General features: G+C 38.8%; 22 protein-coding genes. 20 read left to right on the forward strand and 2 right to left on the reverse strand.

Annotation, left to right across the window (positions count from 1 at the left end; all coding sequences use genetic code 11):
* Positions 1–11: 11 nt before the first annotated feature.
* The 4 genes from prmA (at position 12) to deoC (ending at position 3,954) form a co-directional block, all read left to right on the forward strand.
* Positions 12–953 carry a 50S ribosomal protein L11 methyltransferase gene (gene prmA, locus CEQ21_RS18955; RefSeq protein WP_185765855.1) on the forward strand — a complete coding sequence of 314 codons (942 nt, stop codon included), beginning with the start codon at positions 12–14 and terminating at the stop codon, positions 951–953.
* Between the two features lie 111 nt (positions 954–1,064).
* Positions 1,065–1,811 carry a 16S rRNA (uracil(1498)-N(3))-methyltransferase gene (locus CEQ21_RS18960; RefSeq protein ID WP_185765856.1) on the forward strand — a complete coding sequence of 249 codons (747 nt, stop codon included), beginning with the start codon at positions 1,065–1,067 and terminating at the stop codon, positions 1,809–1,811.
* A 10-nt stretch (positions 1,812–1,821) separates the two neighbouring features.
* Positions 1,822–3,174, forward strand: coding sequence for a tRNA (N(6)-L-threonylcarbamoyladenosine(37)-C(2))-methylthiotransferase MtaB (gene mtaB, locus CEQ21_RS18965; protein WP_185765857.1), 1,353 nt, complete (start codon positions 1,822–1,824; stop codon positions 3,172–3,174).
* A gap of 108 nt (positions 3,175–3,282) precedes the next feature.
* The gene (deoC, locus tag CEQ21_RS18970; RefSeq protein WP_127737406.1) at positions 3,283–3,954 is read left to right on the forward strand and encodes a deoxyribose-phosphate aldolase; all 672 of its coding nucleotides are present in this window, start codon (positions 3,283–3,285) and stop codon (positions 3,952–3,954) included.
* Positions 3,955–3,993: 39 nt separating this feature from the next.
* Here deoC and CEQ21_RS18975 read toward each other — a convergent pair whose 3' ends face one another.
* A complete protein-coding gene (locus CEQ21_RS18975) occupies positions 3,994–4,911 on the reverse strand; it encodes a Na/Pi symporter (protein ID WP_185765858.1) in 918 nt (305 codons plus the stop codon).
* Between the two features lie 284 nt (positions 4,912–5,195).
* Between CEQ21_RS18975 and rpsU the strand changes: the two genes are divergently transcribed.
* From rpsU to CEQ21_RS19030, 11 genes are all read left to right on the forward strand, one after another.
* Positions 5,196–5,369 carry a 30S ribosomal protein S21 gene (gene rpsU, locus CEQ21_RS18980; RefSeq protein ID WP_003152957.1) on the forward strand — a complete coding sequence of 58 codons (174 nt, stop codon included), beginning with the start codon at positions 5,196–5,198 and terminating at the stop codon, positions 5,367–5,369.
* Positions 5,370–5,384: 15 nt separating this feature from the next.
* Positions 5,385–5,828: a GatB/YqeY domain-containing protein gene (locus CEQ21_RS18985; protein ID WP_127737408.1), complete on the forward strand. Its 444-nt coding sequence runs from the start codon at positions 5,385–5,387 to the stop codon at positions 5,826–5,828.
* A gap of 153 nt (positions 5,829–5,981) precedes the next feature.
* Entirely contained in the window at positions 5,982–7,322 is a 1,341-nt protein-coding gene (locus CEQ21_RS18990) for an NfeD family protein (RefSeq protein WP_185765859.1), read from the forward strand.
* Positions 7,322–8,326, forward strand: a complete 1,005-nt coding sequence (gene floA / locus CEQ21_RS18995) for a flotillin-like protein FloA (RefSeq protein WP_185765860.1) — start codon at positions 7,322–7,324, stop codon at positions 8,324–8,326. The genes CEQ21_RS18990 and floA overlap by 1 nt, the downstream gene beginning before the upstream one ends.
* Positions 8,327–8,350: 24 nt before the next feature.
* Entirely contained in the window at positions 8,351–8,797 is a 447-nt protein-coding gene (locus CEQ21_RS19000; RefSeq protein ID WP_185765861.1) for a hypothetical protein, read from the forward strand.
* Positions 8,798–8,894: 97 nt separating this feature from the next.
* Positions 8,895–9,179, forward strand: a complete 285-nt coding sequence (gene yqfC, locus CEQ21_RS19005; RefSeq protein WP_127737412.1) for a sporulation protein YqfC — start codon at positions 8,895–8,897, stop codon at positions 9,177–9,179.
* Positions 9,180–9,193: 14 nt separating this feature from the next.
* Positions 9,194–10,387, forward strand: a complete 1,194-nt coding sequence (gene yqfD, locus CEQ21_RS19010) for a sporulation protein YqfD (protein ID WP_185765862.1) — start codon at positions 9,194–9,196, stop codon at positions 10,385–10,387.
* Positions 10,384–11,349 carry a PhoH family protein gene (locus CEQ21_RS19015; RefSeq protein ID WP_185765863.1) on the forward strand — a complete coding sequence of 322 codons (966 nt, stop codon included), beginning with the start codon at positions 10,384–10,386 and terminating at the stop codon, positions 11,347–11,349. Before yqfD ends, CEQ21_RS19015 begins: the two co-directional genes overlap by 4 nt.
* A gap of 284 nt (positions 11,350–11,633) precedes the next feature.
* Positions 11,634–13,787 (forward strand): HD family phosphohydrolase, encoded by a 2,154-nt coding sequence (locus CEQ21_RS19020; RefSeq protein WP_185765864.1) that lies wholly within the window; start codon positions 11,634–11,636, stop codon positions 13,785–13,787.
* Positions 13,788–13,800: 13 nt separating this feature from the next.
* Complete coding sequence (ybeY, locus tag CEQ21_RS19025; RefSeq protein ID WP_185765865.1) at positions 13,801–14,271, forward strand: rRNA maturation RNase YbeY; 471 nt, start codon at positions 13,801–13,803, stop codon at positions 14,269–14,271.
* The gene (locus CEQ21_RS19030; RefSeq protein WP_185765866.1) at positions 14,249–14,644 is read left to right on the forward strand and encodes a diacylglycerol kinase family protein; all 396 of its coding nucleotides are present in this window, start codon (positions 14,249–14,251) and stop codon (positions 14,642–14,644) included. The genes ybeY and CEQ21_RS19030 overlap by 23 nt, the downstream gene beginning before the upstream one ends.
* A gap of 101 nt (positions 14,645–14,745) precedes the next feature.
* Here the strand turns inward: CEQ21_RS19030 and CEQ21_RS19035 are convergent.
* A protein-coding gene (locus CEQ21_RS19035; protein ID WP_235907130.1) for an IS3 family transposase occupies positions 14,746–16,304 on the reverse strand; the annotation gives its coding sequence in 2 pieces (ribosomal slippage) (positions 14,746–15,653 and positions 15,653–16,304; 1,560 coding nt in all).
* Between the two features lie 485 nt (positions 16,305–16,789).
* Between CEQ21_RS19035 and CEQ21_RS19040 the strand changes: the two genes are divergently transcribed.
* The 5 genes from CEQ21_RS19040 (at position 16,790) to glyQ (ending at position 20,428) form a co-directional block, all read left to right on the forward strand.
* Positions 16,790–17,194 (forward strand): cytidine deaminase, encoded by a 405-nt coding sequence (locus tag CEQ21_RS19040; protein ID WP_185765867.1) that lies wholly within the window; start codon positions 16,790–16,792, stop codon positions 17,192–17,194.
* Positions 17,181–18,101: a GTPase Era gene (gene era / locus CEQ21_RS19045; RefSeq protein ID WP_127737417.1), complete on the forward strand. Its 921-nt coding sequence runs from the start codon at positions 17,181–17,183 to the stop codon at positions 18,099–18,101. The genes CEQ21_RS19040 and era overlap by 14 nt, the downstream gene beginning before the upstream one ends.
* A gap of 141 nt (positions 18,102–18,242) precedes the next feature.
* Positions 18,243–18,386 (forward strand): YqzL family protein, encoded by a 144-nt coding sequence (locus tag CEQ21_RS19050; protein WP_127737418.1) that lies wholly within the window; start codon positions 18,243–18,245, stop codon positions 18,384–18,386.
* A 31-nt stretch (positions 18,387–18,417) separates the two neighbouring features.
* Entirely contained in the window at positions 18,418–19,212 is a 795-nt protein-coding gene (recO, locus tag CEQ21_RS19055; RefSeq protein WP_185767331.1) for a DNA repair protein RecO, read from the forward strand.
* Positions 19,213–19,549: 337 nt separating this feature from the next.
* Positions 19,550–20,428: a glycine--tRNA ligase subunit alpha gene (gene glyQ / locus CEQ21_RS19060; protein ID WP_185765868.1), complete on the forward strand. Its 879-nt coding sequence runs from the start codon at positions 19,550–19,552 to the stop codon at positions 20,426–20,428.
* The last annotated feature ends 2 nt before the right edge of the window (positions 20,429–20,430 follow it).

Consider the following 20,430-nt stretch of genomic DNA (forward strand, 5'->3'; position numbering starts at 1 on the left):
GTTGGTAGAAAATGAAATGGTCTGAAATCACAATTCATACAACAAATGAAGCGATTGAACCTATTTCGAACATTTTGCACGAAGCAGGTGCTAGCGGGGTGGTAATTGAGGATCCCTTCGAATTGATAAAAGAAAGAGAAGACCGTTTTGGCGAAATCTACCAACTCAATCCTGACGATTACCCCGAAGAGGGCGTTTTGGTTAAAGCATATCTGCCTATCAACAGTTTTTTAGGCGAAACGGTAGATGAAATTAAAGAAGCAATCAATAATTTAATTTTATTTAATATCGATATTGGGTTAAATAAAGTGTCAATTATGGAAGTGAATGAGGAAGAGTGGGCTACTGCCTGGAAAAAATATTATCATCCTGTTAAGATTTCAGAGAAATTCACCATTGTGCCGACTTGGGAGGACTATACTCCAGTAAACAGTGATGAATTAATTATTGAACTGGATCCTGGGATGGCGTTTGGAACAGGAACACACCCAACAACAGTATTATGTATCCAAGCTTTGGAAAGAATAGTAAAAAAAGGCGATACAGTTATTGATGTTGGTACAGGTTCTGGAGTGCTGAGTATTGCAGCCTCCATGCTCCAAGCAAAATCAGTGCTTGCCCTTGATTTGGATGAGGTTGCTGTTCAATCAGCAAAGCTGAATCTGAAGTTAAACAAGGTGCATGAAACAGCTACAGTCCAGCAAAATAATTTACTTGATGGAATAACGCAAGAGTCTGATGTGATTGTTGCTAACATACTTGCAGAGGTAATTGTCCGCTTCACAGATGATGTTTACCGCTTATTAAAAGAGGATGGCTATTTTATTGCTTCAGGTATCATTCTTCAGAAAAAAGAAGAAGTAAAGGCTGCCATCATTGCTTCAGGGCTTGAAATTGTTGAAACAGTCCAAATGGAAGATTGGATTAGCATCACAGCGAAAAAAGCAAAGTAAACCTAAAAAGAAGTTTGTTCGTATTACTGCAAACTTCTTTTAGTATGCTTATAAGGCTCTTTCTTTCACAGCGGGAATTCCTTGATTATATGTAAAGGCAGGTTTTAAGCAGTGCAACGTTATTTCGCGGAAAATGTAGAGAACACATTCCTTATAAAAGAAGATGACTTTCATCATATTACAAGAGTTATGCGCATGAAGCTTGGCGATGAAATATATTGCGTCAATTCTAATCAGCAAACAGCTCGCTGTTCTATTGAAAATATTACCGAAAACGAAATCGAAGCAAAAGTGGTACAATGGATAGAGGCAGACATGGAGCTGCCGGTCACTGTAACAATAGTAAGCGGCCTGCCAAAAGGGGATAAGCTGGAATGGATTATCCAAAAAGGCACAGAACTAGGTGCGCACGAGTTTATCCCTTTTATTGCATCTCGCTCGATTGTAAAATGGGACGCAAAAAAGTCCGATAAAAAAATCAGCCGTTGGAATAAAATTGCCAAGGAAGCGGCAGAGCAGTCGCATCGCGCTGTTTTACCGAATGTCTCCACACCAGTTTCAGTGAAGGAGCTTATCACTAAAGCTGCACAATATGACGTTTCAATCGTCGCATATGAAGAAGAGGCTAAGCTAGGGGAAACCGCTAATCTTGCAAAGGCACTTTCTTCCTTGAAAAAGGGACAAACGCTGCTTGTAGTATTCGGCCCTGAAGGCGGCCTGACTGATTCAGAGGTTGAGCTCCTTTTGGAAAACGGCTTTATAGCTTGTGGACTCGGACCAAGAATATTAAGAACGGAAACAGCACCATTATACTTACTTTCTGCTGTTTCCTATCATTTTGAACTATTGAATAGATGAGGTGAACAATATGCCAACAGTTGCTTTTCACACATTAGGTTGTAAAGTAAATCATTATGAAACGGAAGCTATATGGCAATTATTTAAAGAGCAAGGATACGATAGAGTAGAATATGAAAACATGTCAGATGTTTATGTCATCAATACATGTACGGTTACAAATACAGGGGATAAAAAGAGCCGTCAGGTTATAAGAAGAGCTGTTCGAAAAAATCCTGATGCTGTCATTTGTGTTACTGGGTGTTATGCACAAACATCACCAGCTGAGATTATGGCAATCCCTGGTGTCGACATAGTTGTTGGAACACAGGATCGTGTGAAAATGCTTGATTATATCACACAATTCAAAGAAGAACGCCAGCCGATTAACGCAGTTGGCAATATCATGAAAAACAGAGTGTATGAAGAATTAGACGTTCCAGCATTTACTGACAGAACGAGAGCTTCCTTGAAAATCCAAGAAGGCTGTAACAACTTCTGCACATTCTGTATTATTCCATGGGCCCGAGGCTTAATGAGGTCAAGAGATCCGCAAGAAGTAATCAGACAAGCACAACAGCTAGTTCATGCAGGCTATAAGGAGATCGTTCTTACAGGTATCCATACAGGTGGATACGGTGAGGATATGAAAGATTATAATCTTGCCAGACTTCTTCGAGATTTGGAATCTCAAGTAAAAGGACTGAAAAGACTTCGTATTTCTTCCATTGAAGCTAGTCAAATTACAGACGAAGTGATTGAAGTATTAAATGATTCGAAAATAATTGTTAACCATCTTCATATCCCGATTCAATCAGGTTCTGATACTGTATTGAAAAGGATGAGAAGAAAGTATACGATGGAATTCTTCGCTGAAAGAATTACCCGCTTAAAAGAGGCACTTCCAGGACTTGCGGTTACTTCTGACGTTATTGTCGGCTTCCCAGGTGAAACAGAGGAAGAGTTTATGGAAACATACAACTTCATAAAAGAGCACAAATTCTCTGAGCTTCATGTTTTCCCATATTCAAAGAGGACAGGAACGCCAGCTGCAAGAATGGACGACCAGATTGACGAAGAGGTAAAGAACGAGCGTGTACACCGCCTTATCGCTTTATCTGATCAGCTTGCAAAAGAATATGCCTCTAATTATGAAGGGGAGGTCGTTGAAGTGATTCCGGAAGAGAAGTATAAGGAGTCTGAAGGTAACGACTTATATGTTGGTTATACAGATAACTATCTGAAAGTCGTATTCCCTGCAACAGAAAACATGGTTGGCCAAATTGTAAAAGTGAAAATTACAAAAGCAGGATATCCTGTTAACGAAGGTCAATTTGTACGTGCTTTGGAAGAATATACAGAAACAGAAAAGGCTATTGTATAATAGAATAGCAGACAGTTTCTAAATGGAAAAGTATCAGAATGGATGCTTTTCCATATCCCTTTGTAAGACAAGATCTATACATACTATTGTTAAAAGGAGCCATTAAATATGAGCAGCCAAATTGCAAAAATGATTGATCACACATTATTGAAAGCAGATGCAACAAAAGAACAAGTTAAAACATTATGTGAGGAAGCAAAAGAATATAGCTTTGCTTCTGTATGTGTAAACCCAACATGGGTGCAATATGCAAGTGAGCTTTTGGCAGGTACAGAAGTGAAAGTTTGTACAGTTATTGGATTCCCATTAGGTGCGACTACTTCAGCTACGAAGGCTTTTGAAACAGCTAATGCGATTGAAAATGGTGCGACAGAAGTAGATATGGTTATCAACATCGGTGCATTAAAAGACAAGAACTTTGATCTTGTGAAGGAAGATATTAAAGCAGTAGTTGATGCGGCAAAAGGCAAAGCACTTACAAAGGTAATTATTGAAACTAGTTTGCTTACAGATGAAGAGAAAGAAAAAGCATGTGTCTTGGCTGTTGAAGCAGGCACAGACTTCGTGAAAACGTCTACTGGCTTTTCAACTGGCGGCGCAACAGTAGAAGATATTGCGCTTATGAGAAAGACAGTCGGCCCAGAAATTGGTGTTAAAGCGTCTGGCGGAGTTAGAAGCAGTGAAGATACAGAAAAGATGATTGAAGCAGGAGCGACTCGTATTGGTGCGAGCTCTGGTGTTGCGATTGTCAATGGACTTACAAGCAACAGCGACTATTAAATAAAAAGGATGGCTACCTAAAACAGGTAGCCATCTTTTTTATTTATGAAGCCTCATAATCCACCTGCCAAACTGTTCTGCAAACGGAAGAACAATAATGGAGGATAGAACATTAAATAAGAGGCTTGCATGGGCAAGCTGTACGTCTTTGGCACTTGTCATAAATTCTACAGCATCCTTCAATTGGCCGATGAAGGGATAAAACAGCACCGCACCGCCAATATTGAGCCATATATGGGCGTAGGCGCAAAGCTTGGCCTCTTTGTCTGCACCAAATGAAGCGAGATAGGATGTAATGCATGTGCCGATATTCGAGCCGAGCATAATGGCAATGCCAGCCTCGATTGACAGCATATCTGCAGTCAAAAAACCCATAATGATGCCAATTGTTGCTGTGCTTGATTGGATTAACGCTGTAATCAGGATGCCGAGAGCTAAAGCCCAAAAAATATGATTAGACAAATGGGTGAGGAAGGTCTGCATAAGAGGAGTTTCCTGTATAATCCCGGCAAAGTATTTAAATCCTTTCATTGCTGTAAAGACAATCGAGATGCCAAGTAATACAAAGCCAATGCTTCTTAGCTTATATTTGTTGATGAATATGCCAAGTGCACCAGCAGCAGCTAACGGAAGCAAATAGTCACTGATATCATAGGTAATGAACTCTGTTGTAAAGGTTGTCCCGATATTTGTTCCAAGAATAATTCCGATTGACTGGGGAAAAGTCAGTACGCGTGCTGCTATTAAGCCGATTGTCAAAACCATAACAGCCGAGCTGCTTTGCAGGACTGCTGTTATGACAATGGCAGCAATCATTCCCTTCCAAGGCTTGTTCGTCAGTTTTTCCAGCAAGGCTTTAAGCGAATGGGAGGACAGATTAAAAAGGCCTGTTCGCAGCATTGTCATACCATAAATAAACAGCAGAATTAACAAAATAAAAAGTCCAATATACAGCATATTGTTCACTCCTTCAAAAAAATATATGAAAAAAGAGGAAAGGACATGCTAAAAATGAAAAATGATAGAGATATACAAGATTTAAAGTTGTATTTTGTGGTAATATATAAGTGTGAGAATGGACAATGAGGGATACTTGTTTAGGAATCACAAAAAAAAAATCAAAACAATTTTCGGTACAGGGCTAAATACAGTTGACCTTGCTTCCTTGATATATTATAATGTCAAGGTACATGGTATCCATGAGATGTTAGTGTGTTGTGTTTCGGAGGGAGGGAAAGAGAATGTCTAAAACCGTCGTTCGTAAAAACGAATCGCTTGAAGATGCTCTTCGTCGCTTCAAACGTTCAGTATCAAAAACTGGTACTTTGCAGGAAGCTAGAAAGCGCGAATTCTATGAAAAGCCTAGTGTTAAACGTAAGAAGAAATCAGAAGCAGCAAGAAAACGTAAGTTCTAAGAGAGGGTGTATTAATTGAGTCTTCTCGAACGCTTAAACAATGATATGAAGCAAGCGATGAAAAACAAAGATAAAGATAAACTCACTAATATCAGAATGTTAAAAGCTGCCATTCAAAATGAAAGCATTAAGATTGGCGGAGATCTTTCTGAAGAGGATGAGTTAACTGTCCTTTCTCGCGAAGTGAAACAACGCAAGGACTCCCTCCATGAGTTTGAAAAAGCAGGTCGCCAAGATCTTGTTGACAAAGTACGTGCGGAGTTAAAGCATGTTGAAATATATATGCCTGACCAGCTTTCAGAAGAGGAGTTATCAGCTATCGTTACTTCGGTAATTGCAGAAACTGGTGCTTCTTCAAAGAAAGATATGGGAAAAGTGATGGCTGCTTTAATGCCAAAGGTTAAAGGTAAAGCAGATGGTTCACTAGTAAATAAACTTGTACAACAACACCTTTCATAAATTGATTTTGTTTTAAAGGCTGCAGTCCTAGATTGCAGCCTTTTAACATTTTATTTTTAAAAAAAGATGTCAATAATATTAAAATAAATGAAACCTTTTCAAAACCGATTCGTATATGTACTATAACCAAACGAACAGGAAAGGAGGAGAAACTTGATTAGGAAAAAAATATTGTTAGTGCCTTTTCTTTTCAGTATTTTGTTATCCTTTTTTCCTGCAGTCAGTTATGCTAACGACCAGCAATTAGTCTATATCGTGCCAATAAAGGATACAGTGGAAATGGGCTTGAGTGAATTTATAAACAGAGCCGTAGAAACAGCGGAAGAGAAACAGGCAGATGTTATCATTTTTGAAATGGACACACCTGGTGGATCAGTAGATGCGGCCGTTTCCATCGGAAAAATAATTTCCGGCACAAGCTTGGAAACAGTCACTTACATTAATCAGGATGCTATCTCGGCTGGTTCCTTCATTGCTTTAAACACTGATAAGATTTTTATGGATGGAAGAGGCAGGTTTGGAGCAGCAGGTGTCATCGATAGTCAGGGTAATACTGCCGGCGAAAAAGCCCAGTCATATTGGCTGTCTGCGATGAGAGGGGCTGCCGAAAAAAGCGGTAAAGATCCTCGCTATGCCATGGCAATGGCGGATAAATCAATTGCCATTCCAGAGCTTGGCGATGATGAGGAAGAGTTTCTTACGTTGACCGCCGCTGAAAGTCTTGAAGTCGATTATTCAAACGGCACAGTCAGTAGTTTAGATGATTTGCTCAAAGCTCTCGGTATGGAGAATGCAACAGTTGAAAGAATGGATGAAAGCTTCGCTGATAAGGTGGCGCGGTTTGTGACAAATCCAATCATCATTCCTATTCTTTTAACGATAGGAGCGCTTGGATTAATTTTTGAGCTGTTTTCGCCTGGTTTTGGCATTGCAGGCTTTATTGGAATATCCTCTCTGCTTTTGTTCTTTTATGGCCATCTTGTTTCAGGTCTGGCAGGGTATGAATCCATTATCCTGTTTGCAGCAGGAATTATCCTTGTTTTCCTTGAGTTTTTTATAGTTGGCGGGATAGCCGGGATTTTGGGCATAGCTGCAATTATAGGCAGCGTCTTTCTCGCTGGTGGCAATGTATATCATATTGCCATAAGTGTTCTTATTGCGGTAGCCGTATCGATTATCGCCACTATTCTTTTAGTAAAGGTGTTTGGTAGAAAAATGAAATTCTTCAAAAAAATTGTGCTGAGAGACTCTACTAGTACGGAAGAAGGATATGTTTCCAATAAAACGAGAAATGACCTTGTTGGAAAGACCGGTGTTACGATGACGGCATTACGACCTTCAGGAACGGTCCTAATTGGAGACGAACGGATTGATGTGGTCAGTGAAGGTAGTTTTGTTGGCAAGGATGTTAAAGTCAGTATTGTCAAAGCAGAAGGTTCAAGAATTGTTGTAAGAGAATTGACAGACATTGATCTGCATAAGGAGGATAAATAATGGATGTATTGAGCGGAACGGCAATCTTTTGGATTGCAGTCATAATTATAGGGGTTATTCTACTTGGAATCCTCCTGACATTTGTACCTGTTATGCTGTGGATTTCTGCATTAGCAGCAGGTGTTAAAATCAGCATTTTCACATTGGTTGGGATGAGATTGAGAAGGGTTATCCCAAGTCGTGTTGTCAATCCACTAATCAAGGCACATAAAGCTGGTATAAACGCAACGATAAATCAGCTGGAAAGCCATTACTTGGCTGGTGGTAATGTTGACAGAGTTGTGAATGCATTGATTGCTGCACACAGAGCGAATATTGAATTGTCCTTTGAACGCTGTGCTGCCATTGACTTGGCTGGACGTGACGTTCTTGAAGCAGTACAGATGAGCGTTAACCCGAAAGTAATTGAAACACCGTTTATTGCTGGTGTGGCAATGGATGGGATTGAAGTAAAAGCAAAAGCAAGAATAACTGTTCGTGCAAATATTGAACGCCTTGTTGGGGGAGCAGGAGAAGAGACGGTTGTAGCCCGTGTTGGTGAAGGGATTGTCTCAACTATTGGTTCGTCAACCAATCATAAAAAAGTTCTTGAAAATCCAGATATGATCTCCCAGACTGTTCTATCAAAAGGATTGGATGCAGGTACTGCATTTGAAATCTTGTCGATTGATATTGCAGACGTTGATATAGGTAAAAACATTGGGGCGGAATTACAGACAGAACAGGCTGAAGCAGATAAGAAAATCGCCCAGGCAAAAGCAGAGGAACGCCGAGCGATGGCTGTTGCCCAAGAACAAGAGATGAAAGCGAAAGTCCAAGAAATGCGTGCGAAAGTTGTTGAAGCAGAAGCTGAAGTACCTATGGCGATGTCTGATGCACTTCGTTCTGGAAATATTGGTGTAATGGATTATATGAACTTGCAGAACATTACAGCTGATACGGAAATGAGAGGATCAATCGGCAAGCTTAATAGCGACAATAAAGATGAGGATAGTAAAAAGTAAGGCAAGTGAAGGGAGCAGTCTCTCTTGGAATATATTTCGATTATTGTTATAGTGGTAGGCTTCCTGTTTTCCTTGTTCCAAAAAAAAGCGCAGGAGGAAAACAACAAAGAAGGTCAGAAAAAGTCACCGCCTGTTAAACCGGATTTCACCAAGCAAGTAATAAGAAAAATGGAGCAGGCGTTTGAAGCGCCTGTGAAAAAAGAAACAGTGTCCAAAAAGGTTAACGAGCTTACCGAATTGGAGGCACTAAAAAAAGAACGGGATGCCCTCAAGCAGAAGCTTAAGCGGATGGAGGCAGCTTCTGTAAGGCGCGTAAAGGCTGAACAGAAGGCGGAGCCACTAGTAGGCGATAAAGGTCTTCTTGAAGGTCATTCCTTGGCTGAGGCGGTCGTATTTGCAGAGATAATCGGTGCCCCGAGAGCAAAGCGTCCCCATCCAGCTACTCGTAAAAAACAAGGTGTTAAACAGTAAGGAGAAATTCTGCATCATAGGTGAATTTTTCCTGAAAAATAGGTGCTAGAACCCCCTTTTGTCTCATACATATGAGATGAAAGGGGGTTCTTTTTTTATGGCTAAAAAATGGGGAAATACGTTACGGAGCTGGATGATCAAAAACTTAGAGCTTCCTCAAGATGTCATGATGGACTTACCCAGGATCACAATGATTGGCCAAATCCATATATATATTGAGAACCACCGTGGGCTGCTGACTTTCTCAGACAAGGAACTAAGGCTGCTCTTGAAACAGGGCCAGCTTTTAATAAAAGGCAAGGGATTTGTCATCAAAACGATACTGCCAGAAGAAATATTGCTGGAAGGGAAAATTGATCAGGTGATGTACATAAACGAATAATATGGGAGGAAGCTATGAAAAATCATTGGATAGAATTTTTTACTGGGATTGTTACAGTTAAAGCGACGGGAAAGGGCTTAGAGCGTTTCTTGAATAATCTTTTAAGAAAAAAGGTAGCTGTGTGGAGTGTCAAAAAGCATGGGCCACATTCTATCACCTTTCAAATGGGACTTAAAAGCATAAGCAAGTTTAGAGAGGTCGTAAGAGGGAGCGGAATAAAAATAGAGTTTCAGCGTGGTGCTGGAGCTCCCTTTCTTTATAAAAGAATCTTGAAAAACAGCGGGTTTGCAATAGGCGTATTTTTGTTTTTTGGACTAGTTCTAACCCTTTCCAACATGGTATGGGGAATTGACATAAAGGGTGCTAATCCAGCAACAGAGTATCAGATACGCAAGCAGTTAGATAAGATGGATATAAAAATTGGCGAATTTCAATTTTTTTCTAAAGAATTGGACGAGATACAGGCAGAACTGACCAATAATATTGACGCGATAACCTGGATCGGTGTGGAATTAAAAGGGACAACTTATCATTTTCAAGTAGTAGAGAAAAACGAGCCAGAAAAAATGGAAGAGGAAAAGCCGCAAAATTTAATTGCTGCAAAAAAAGCGACAATCGTGGACTATTTCATTGAGGAAGGCGATCAAGTCTTTTCTATCCATGATGTGGTGAAAAAGGGCCAACTATTAGTAACCGGAATATATGGGAAAGATAAAAACACAAAAGCAGTCTCAGCCAGAGGAGAAATCTGGGGAGAAACATGGTATAACTCCAAAGTTACCATACCTTTAGACAGCACCTTTCAAGTGTTTAATGGCAACGAAAAGCAAAAGCATTATTTGAAGCTTTTCGGGTACGAAATTCCTGTTTGGGGTTTCGGGAAGGTAGAGTATAAGGAATACGAAAAAGAGGAAAACGAAAAAAATGTTAAGTTTCTTAGATGGGAATTACCACTCAAGGTTACTAACAAGACATACAGGGAAAAAGAAGAAGTGACGAGAAGCTATACGGAGGAGGAAGCCCTTAAAGCTGGTAAGGAAAAAGCGCGCAAGGATATTCAACAAAAAATTGGTGAAGATGGCAAAATTAAAAAAGAAAAAATTTTGCGACAATCGGTAAAGAATGGTAAAGTAATACTAAATATAGATTTCACAACAATTGAAAATATTGCGGAAGTACAACCTATAACTCAAGGAGACTTGGAATGACAGAAGATTTGAAGACAATGAATGTAAAATTAAATGGCCCAGAAGAGGCAGTAGCTTTGCTTGGAAACGGGGACCGCAATCTGGAAATTTTAGAAAAAGAGCTTGATTGCCAAATCGTAACAAGAGGCGAAACTTTGCATGTTTCCTCCACAAATCCAGACAGTATTGAACTGGTAGGGGAAATTGTTGAAAAAATTTTGCAGGTGATAAGGAAAGGAATTTCTGTAAGCCAGCGTGATGTCAGCTATGCGATTGAAATGGCCAGAAAAGGAACCTTGGAGTATTTTGGAGCACTTTATGACGAAGAGATTGCCAAGACAATAAAAGGAAAGTCTATTAGGGTCAAGACAATCGGCCAAAGCGAATATATCCGGTCCATCAGAAAAAATGATTTAATTTTTGGAATTGGACCAGCAGGAACTGGTAAAACTTATTTAGCTGTTGTAATGGCAGTTAGTGCTTTAAAAAGCGGAAAGGTAAACAGGATTATCCTGACAAGGCCGGCTGTTGAAGCTGGAGAAAGCCTGGGCTTTTTGCCTGGTGATTTAAAAGAAAAGGTAGATCCTTATCTTCGCCCGCTATATGATGCCCTTCATGATGTTCTTGGAATGGAGCATACGCAACGTTTGATTGAGAGAAATACGATTGAAATCGCACCACTTGCTTATATGCGTGGACGAACCTTGGATGATGCTTTTGTTATCCTTGACGAAGCGCAAAACACAACACAAGCACAAATGAAAATGTTTTTAACAAGGCTTGGATACGGATCTAAAATGGTGATTACCGGTGACAGAACACAAATAGACCTACCTAAAGGTGTTAAGTCTGGGCTAGTTGCAGCAGAGCATATCCTTAAAAATGTTTCTGGTATTTCCTTCAGCTACTTATCGGAAACGGATGTTGTAAGGCACCCACTAGTAGGGAAAATTATAAAAGCATATGACGTGATTGAAAGCTGATAAAAAGGGGCAAACCATCTTAAATTGATAAGCATGGTTTGTCTTTTTCTTTTTTTGTGTGAAGTTTGTTTCAGCTAAATTGAGGTCAGAATGGTAAATAGCTCAATTTTTGTTGAAATTGGGCCCTATTTGCCTGTTTGAATTGGAATAGTAGAGCTCATATCGAGAAAAAAGGTGAAAACATCACGAAAAACTGATATTATTTTACATAAATATCAATCTTTTGAGTTTTGGGAAATTTATACATAAAGGATAGTGCTCTTGTTTATAGATAGGAGGTTACAATGGAATTTCTTCAAAATATCATCCAAAATAAGAACCGATACTTAAATAAAACAGCGGTTCGAATTTTGCTGTTTCTGTTTATTGGGGCAATTTTATTTTTCTCTATGTACAGCAATGTTAAACCAGAAAAGCTTAATGTTGATGTATTTACCGTTGCAAATGAGACAATCCGTTCACCGTTAACAGTTGAAGATACGGAAAGCACGGAAAAGAAAAAAGAAGAAAACAAAAATCAAGTCCAAGATGTGTACGTAGTTAATAAAGAAATAGCTCAAAATCGTGTAGATTTAATCACCTCTATTTTCGATTCTGTGACAGAGGTTAACAATGAAGCAGAGAAACCGACAGAAGCTGATGGAGCAGACAGTAAATCATCTTCTGCAACGAAAATTACACCTGATAAAAAGCTGTCTCTGCTTAAAGAAAGACTAACAGCCAACGTTACAAATGAAATTATGGATAGCACATTAAAAGAATTGCTCGCTTCCTCAGAAACGGAGCTTGAAATTGCTGAAGATATAACGGTAACTGCTATTAATTCTGTAATGAGCAGCAAAATCCCAGCAGATGAAGTAGAAAATGCGAAGAAACGAGTCGAGGATGAATTAAGAAACAGCAGCGGCATTAACAGTGATATAAAAAGCTCTATCATCGACCTAGGACGATTTGCTATCATCCAAAATGAATTCTATGATCCGACAGGCACTGAGGAGCTCAGGCAGCAAGCTGTCGATAGTGTGGAGCCTGTAAAAATCCTTCAAGGACAAATTATTGTGGAGGAAGGTCAGCTTATCAGCAGGGAAGTATACCGCCAGCTTGGATTAGTCGGGCTGTTAGATACAGATCATACGAGTAAGCCCTTTATCGGTCTTGGATTAATTGTCTTGTCTATTGTTTGCTTATTTTATTTTTATATTACAGCATACGAACGTGGTAACAAGCGAAATAAAGGCACTGCTATGATGTTTTCCATTATTTTTATTATTTCTATTCTTATTATGAAAGCCCTCAGTCTGTTTCAGCAAGAGGATATTATTGAAGTTGGATACTTTTTTCCTGCAGCGATGGCAGCGATGCTAATAAAAATCCTGATCGAAGAAAAGCTGGCGATTTTTGTCACTATCGCCCTTTCTGTTAGTGGGATGATTATGTTTAATGAAGGCACTGCAGGAGCATTTCATGTCGGAATGGGAATATATATATTAGCAGGAGGAATTGCTGGCGTCCTTTTCTTGAAAAAGCATAATCAGCGCTCCAGTATTTTGCAAGCCGGACTGCTTGTTTCATTAATTAATATAATTACCATTTTAGGCATGCTTTACATGCAAAATGGCCAATTGGAAGCAACGGAATATGGATTTTATCTGTTAAGTGCGATTCTTTCGGGGATTGTGTCAGCTGTTTTGACAATTGGGATATTGCCTTTCTTTGAGACCGGCTTTAATATACTGTCAACGATGAAGCTAATCGAGCTTTCTAATCCGAATCATCCATTATTACGAAAAATATTGACAGAAGCCCCGGGAACTTATCATCATAGTGTTATGGTTGCAAACCTTGCCGAAGCGGCTTGTGAAGCAATTGGTGCCAATGGTTTACTAGCCAGGGTTGGATGTTATTATCATGATATTGGAAAAACGAAAAGGCCGCAGTTTTTTATTGAAAATCAGCTGAATATGGGTAACCCTCATGATCGTCTTCCTCCGCAGGCAAGTAAGAATATTATTATTGCACATGCGACAGACGGGGCACAGCTGTTAAAAAGCAGTAAAATGCCGAAAGAGCTTATTGACATTGCTGAGCAGCATCATGGCACATCCTTGCTGAAGTTTTTCTATTATAAGGCAAAGGAAAAAAATCCAGATGTAGCGGAAAGTGAATTCCGGTACCCAGGACCGAAAGCGCAATCTCGTGAGGCTGCTATCATTGGAATCGCCGATAGTGTGGAAGCAGCAGTTAGGAGTCTTAGTTCACCTACACCAGACCAAATCGAAGCACTTATTAAAAACATCATTGCAGATCGCCTTCAGGATGGACAGCTTGATGATTGTGACCTCACATTAAAGGAATTGGATCAAGTAAGAAATACACTTTGTGAAACACTAAAAGGGATATTTCATTCAAGAATTGAATACCCTGATATGAAGAAGTAAAGGATGAATGGAAATGAATTTAGAAATAGATTTTATTGATGAAACAGAAAAAGTGGAGGAAGCTGATCAGGCAAAAGTCGAGGAATTACTTATATTAGCTGCCCAGAATCAAAAATTGTCTGGCGATATCGAGCTTTCGGTCACATTTGTTGATAATGCCCGCATACAGGAGATCAATAAAGAGTACCGCAATAAAGATCAAGCAACAGATGTTATTTCCTTTGCAATGGAGGAGCTTGGAGAAGGGGAAACAGCGCTGATTGGCGCAGATATGCCTCGGGTGCTTGGAGATATCATTATATCGATTGATAGAGCAAAAGAGCAGGCGGAGGAATATGGTCACAGCTATATGCGCGAGCTTGGCTTTTTAGCAGTCCATGGTTTTCTGCACTTGCTAGGTTACGACCATCTAACAAAAGAGGATGAGGAAGTTATGTTTACTCTACAAAAGGAAATTCTTGATGAATTCGGATTACAAAGATAAACGAATTCAGAAGAATAGTCAGCTGTCGTCCTTTCGCCTTGCCTTTTTAGGTATCTGTTCTGCTGTTAAGAAAGAAAGGAACTTGCGGATTCATTTTTGTTTGATGGCCATTGTTGTCATTTTAGGCTATGTTTGCCATATTTCCTTACATGAATGGATGTTTATTCTTATCGCTATTGGCCTTGTTATCAGTATGGAATTAATGAATACGGCACTTGAGCGAGTTGTGGATCTTGTAACAGAGGAATATCACCCATTGGCAAAACAAGCAAAGGACATTGCTGCAGGGGCTGTTTTGTTCGCTGCCATCATTGCCCTATTAATAGGTATTATTATTATTTTGCCAAAATTATTGGATCTATATTTTTATTAGGAGGCTGGGACATAAGTATGTGACCCAGGGTAAAGACCGAACTACTTAATCAACTATGAAATGCCCCCTGTCAAGTAGACAGTTGAAATAATAAAAAAGATTTAAACAGCTTGAGCTCTATATTCCATAGGGCTTAAGCCGTTTAATCGCTTTTGATATCTTTCATAATTATAAAAATGAATATACTCCTCTATCGCATGTTCAAGTTCCTCAAATGTATTATATTTATGTATATAATACTTCTCACATTTCAGTGTTCCCCAAAAAGATTCCATCGGTCCATTATCAATACACCGACCAACTCTTGACATACTCTGCGTCATTTTCGCCGCATCTATCCTTTGCTTAAATCCTTTGGAGGTATATTGATACCCACGATCACTATGGATAAGTGGATGTTCCTCCTCTAATAATAGTGCAGTTGCTTGGTCTAGCGTCTTAAATACAAGTCTATTATTATTGGAATGTCCTATAACAAAACTTACAATGGAGCCATCATAAAGGTCACGAATCGCACTTAAATAAGCCTTCCTTGATTGGCCATACTTAAATTCCGTTACATCTGTAACCCATTTTTCATTTGGTTTTTCCGCAGTAAATTCTCGATTTAGTCTATTTTCCGCCACCTGTTTAGGAGTAAAGTGTTTATAACGTTTTTTCTTGGTGCGGATAATCGAGCGTAAGCCCGCCACTTTCATTAGTCGATAGATTCTTTTATGATTAAGTTTCTCTTTAAACTGTCTATTCATGTGAAGCGTCATTTGACGATAACCGAAGGTGCTATCCACTTTTTCATGAAGAATCTTCATTTCTTTTATGATTTTTTCATTCAGTAAATCCTGGGAAGTAGGGAGACGATTCAGCCATTTATAATAGGCGGATCGTGCTATTTTGACTATTTCACAAAGTAAAGAAATACTTATGTTTTCTTCCCTGTGAAGCTCCTGGATAGCGATATATTTATCCTCGAATCGGATAGGCTTTATTTTCTCCTCCTTTCTATCTCCTCCAACTTTTTTAAATACAAATTCTCCGCACGTAACCGTTCATTTTCTTTTTCTAGCTTTTTCATTTGAAGCTTGAATTTTTCTTCTGGAGTTAGCTTTGATTCCTCTTTCCTTTTACCACGTCTATCTTTCAACGCTTCTTCTCCGCCATCTTCATACTTCTTTACCCAGTGATAAACTTGTTGATAAGAAACTTGATACGTATCCGCTGCTTCTTGATAATTTTTTCCGTTCCCCAAGCAATCAAGTACAATATGTAATCGTTCTTCCCAAGTTAGTTTGCTTTCATTAGTCATAGAGCCCGTCCTTTCTTGTGACGCATCTTTTAATTCACTATGACTATTATACTTCCTAATCCAACTTCTGAGGACAGAGGGATGGGATATTTCATACATTCTAGAAACCTCACGAATCGAAGAACCACCGGACAAATACTCTTTTATGGCGGATAACTTTAGTTCTTCCGAATATTTTTTCCATGCGGAAGACTCCTTTAATCCTTCTAAGCCAAAGGTATCAAACTTATATTTCCATTCCAAAACGGTGGCATGATGTACTTTATAAATGGATGCCACTTTAAGTGAAGAAAGTGATTCATCAAACGCCTTCACTATTTCATATTTTTCTTCTGCAGAGTAAAACTTTCGAGACATAAAAAATACTCCCCTATAGTATCCAGATTTTATTTTTTAACCTGTCTACCTATAGGGGAGCTTATCACTATTGATTAAATGGTTCGGTTTTTTTGTTAGCTTTAATAAAATAATTAGAATTCTTAGTGTAGCGCAATGAAACGAACTAATTTTAACTCCCTATTCCATTTAGTCACTGCCTTCATTTTTTAAATTTAATTGTAATTTTACTATTTGTGTTTAGGAAGGTTATCTTTAGTTTTGTCCCAGCCTCGTTTTTACTTTTTACTAAGATAAGACAGTATAGCTAATTAACTTTCATCAGGAAAGAAGTTAGTATATAATTTTTATAGATGCAGTTTAAGCTTACATAATGCATTGGCAGAGAAAAAGGAAACTGCTGATTTGAAAACGTTCTAATCTTTTTATAAAATAATGAACAACACGCCTTGCCTTAAGGTAAGCAGCATACACGAAGTGTAATAAATCGAAACGGAGACGATTTTATGAAAACAGAAGTGCTGATACAAGAAGCAAAAGCAGCAAGAGAAAAGGCATATGTTCCTTATTCTAAATTTCAGGTAGGAGCAGCCTTGCTTTCTGAAACAGGAAAGGTTTATCATGGATGCAATATAGAAAATGCTGCGTACAGTGTGACAAATTGTGCAGAGAGAACAGCATTATTTAAAGCAGTTTCAGAAGGCGACACAAAATTTGTTAGTCTAGCAGTAGTTGCAGACACAAATGGACCTGTTTCACCATGCGGAGCATGCAGGCAAGTTATTTCTGAGTTATGTCCAAGTGACATGGAAGTTATATTAACAAACCTGAACGGTGACGTTCAAAAAACAACAGTGGCAGAATTACTGCCAGGAGCATTTACATCGGAGGCATTAAATGAACATAAATAATACGAGCAACAACGAGCATAAATCAGGATTTATTTCCATCATCGGAAGACCAAATGTTGGAAAATCAACATTTTTGAACCGTGTTATCGGACAAAAAATTGCAATAATGAGCGATAAGCCGCAAACAACTAGAAATAAAGTGCAAGGCGTACTAACAACTGATGATTCACAGCTAATCTTTATTGATACACCAGGTATTCATAAGCCTAAGCACAGACTCGGCGACTTCATGATGAAAGTGGCGCAAAACACATTGAAGGAAGTCGATCTTATTCTGTTTATGGTTAATGCAGAAGAAGGATTCGGCAAAGGGGAAGAGTTTATTCTTGAGAAGTTTGAAAATATTAAAACGCCTATTTTCTTAGTCGTAAATAAAATCGATACGATTCATCCCGATAAGCTGTTTTCTGTTATTGATTCTTATAAGGAAAAGTATCCCTTCAAAGAAATAATTCCAATCTCTGCTTTAGAAGGCAACAATGTGGAAACATTGCTGACACAAATAAAAAAATATATGCCAGAAGGTCCACAATTTTACCCGGCAGATCAAGTAACAGACCACCCAGAAAGATTTATCGTTTCAGAACTAATCAGGGAAAAGGCGCTTCATTTGACAAGGGAGGAAATTCCGCACTCTTTAGCCGTTGTTATTGAAAAAATGGAAAAGAAACAAAATGATGTTGTCCATGTAATGGCTACGATTGTTGTGGAACGAGATTCCCAAAAGGGCATTATCATTGGTAAACAGGGTGGAATGCTTAAAGAAGTCGGCAAAAGAGCACGAACAGATATCGAGAACTTACTTGGCAATAAAGTCTTTTTAGAGCTTTGGGTTAAGGTCCAAAAGGACTGGAGAAACAAGATGACTCAACTGAGAGACTTTGGTTTTAGGGAAGACGAATATTAATAGTCATTAAACCTGGTTCTAAAATTATGCGGGAATAAATTAGCAATATTTTCGTCTCATGTTTTTACCAAAGACAGGCTATGATAAGGTCAAGGTATTAATTAAGCTAGTATTAAAATCAAAAAAAGGTGGGGGTTTATCATGTTAGACTATACCTGGAAGGTTTTTTCGCAGACAGGTAACATAGACACTTATCTACTTTTTAAGGAAATAGAAAAGGCTAACCATGAAATACCGAATACTCAGAATGAAGAGCTAGCAGATATTGATTATCCCATCTCATAGTCCTGTCCCATAGATAGGGATGGTGAGGGTGATGCAAGAAAAATGTGAAGGCATCGTCATTAGAACAACAGATTATGGAGAGACAAACAAGATTACAACATTATATACCCGCGAATGGGGCAAGGTTGGTGTAATGGCAAGGGGAGCAAAGAAGACAAACAGCAGGCTTTCTGCTGTTACCCAGCCTTTTACATATGCTTATTATTTAGTACAGCGCTCAAGCGGGCTTGGTCTTATGCAGCAAGGTGAGATGATAACAGGCTTCCGAGCAATTAAAGAGGATATTATGCTGACAGCTTATGCGAGTTATGTTGCTGAACTGACAGATCGATGTACAGAGGATAAAAAGCCAAACCCTTTTCATTTTGAATTGCTGCACCAAACAATGAATTACATGAATGAAGGCTATGATGCACAAATATTGACAAACATTTATGAAATGAAAATGCTCAATGTGCTTGGCATGTATCCTGTTTTGGATAAATGCACAATCTGCGGTGCTACTGACGGGCAGTTTTCCTTTTCCATTCGAGAGGGTGGCCTTATATGTCATCGTTGCTTAGAGCATGATCCGTACCATTATAAAATGTCCCAGGCAGCTGTTAAGCTGCTGCGGATTTTTTATTATTTTGATTTAAGTAGACTTGGTAACATCTCTGTCAAGGAAGCTACAAAGGAAGAGTTGAATACCATTATTTCAGCTTATTATGATGAATATTCAGGCTTATACTTGAAATCAAAAAAATTCCTGCAATCAATGAAAAATTTTGGCAATGACTTTATGAAAAATAGCCCAAATATTAATAAGAACAAAGACGAAGGTTGACAATTGAAATTATTTTCGTTAATATTTTTTGTAAATAAACAGTTGCGTTGAAAAGAAAGTAGTACTTAAACAACTCTTGATCCAGCGAGCCTAGGATAGTGAAAGCTAGGTGCAAGAGCTTTAAGGAAGGCGTTCGTGGAGCAACACTCACATGAAAGTGGCTGCAATATGTTTGCAGCAAATAGGGTGGAACCGCGGGTTAACTCTCGTCCCTATGTCAATCATTGGCATAGGGGCGGGAGTTTTTGCTGTGTAAAAACAGCAAAAATATATGTTGTACATAATTTCTTTCGCTTCTATCTATTGAGAAAAAAACTATTTGGAGGCTAGAGCTGACATGAATATTCAAAACATGATATTAACACTGCAAAAGCATTGGTCAGATTATGGTTGTATTTTAATGCAGGCATATGACGTAGAAAAAGGGGCTGGAACAATGAGCCCGTATACTTTCTTAAGAGCAATCGGACCTGAGCCTTGGAATGTGGCTTATGTTGAGCCATCCAGAAGACCTGCTGATGGACGTTACGGGGAGAACCCAAACCGTTTGTATCAGCATCACCAATTTCAGGTTATCATGAAGCCATCACCAGATAATATTCAAGAAATGTATTTGGACTCTCTTAAAGCACTGGGTATTAACCCACTCGAGCATGATATTCGTTTTGTTGAGGATAACTGGGAAAACCCATCATTAGGATGTGCTGGTTTAGGCTGGGAAGTTTGGCTTGATGGAATGGAAATCACTCAATTCACATACTTCCAGCAAGTTGGCGGTTTAGAGTGTAAGCCTGTTTCTGTTGAAATCACATATGGTATTGAAAGATTAGCTTCTTATATTCAAGATAAAGAGAATGTATTTGATTTAGAGTGGACAGACGGCTTTACAATCAGAGACATCTTCTACCAACCAGAATTTGAGCATAGTAAATATACATTTGAAACATCTGATGTGGATATGCTTTTCCATTTGTTCAGTGTATACGAAAAAGAAGCGCATCGCCAAATGGATGAAGGACTTGTGCATCCGGCATATGACTATGTATTAAAATGCTCTCATGTATTCAACCTTCTTGACGCAAGAGGTGCCATTTCTGTTACAGAGCGCACAGGCTATATTGGAAGATGCCGAACGCTTGCGCGCAAAGTTGCTAAAACATTTTATGAAGAGCGTGAGAAATTAGGATTCCCTATTTTAAAAGGCAAGGAGGTTTGATT

Origin of the sequence: Niallia circulans, from assembly GCF_007273535.1 — a bacterium.
GTDB classification, from domain to species: Bacteria; Bacillota; Bacilli; order Bacillales; family Cytobacillaceae; genus Niallia; species Niallia circulans_B.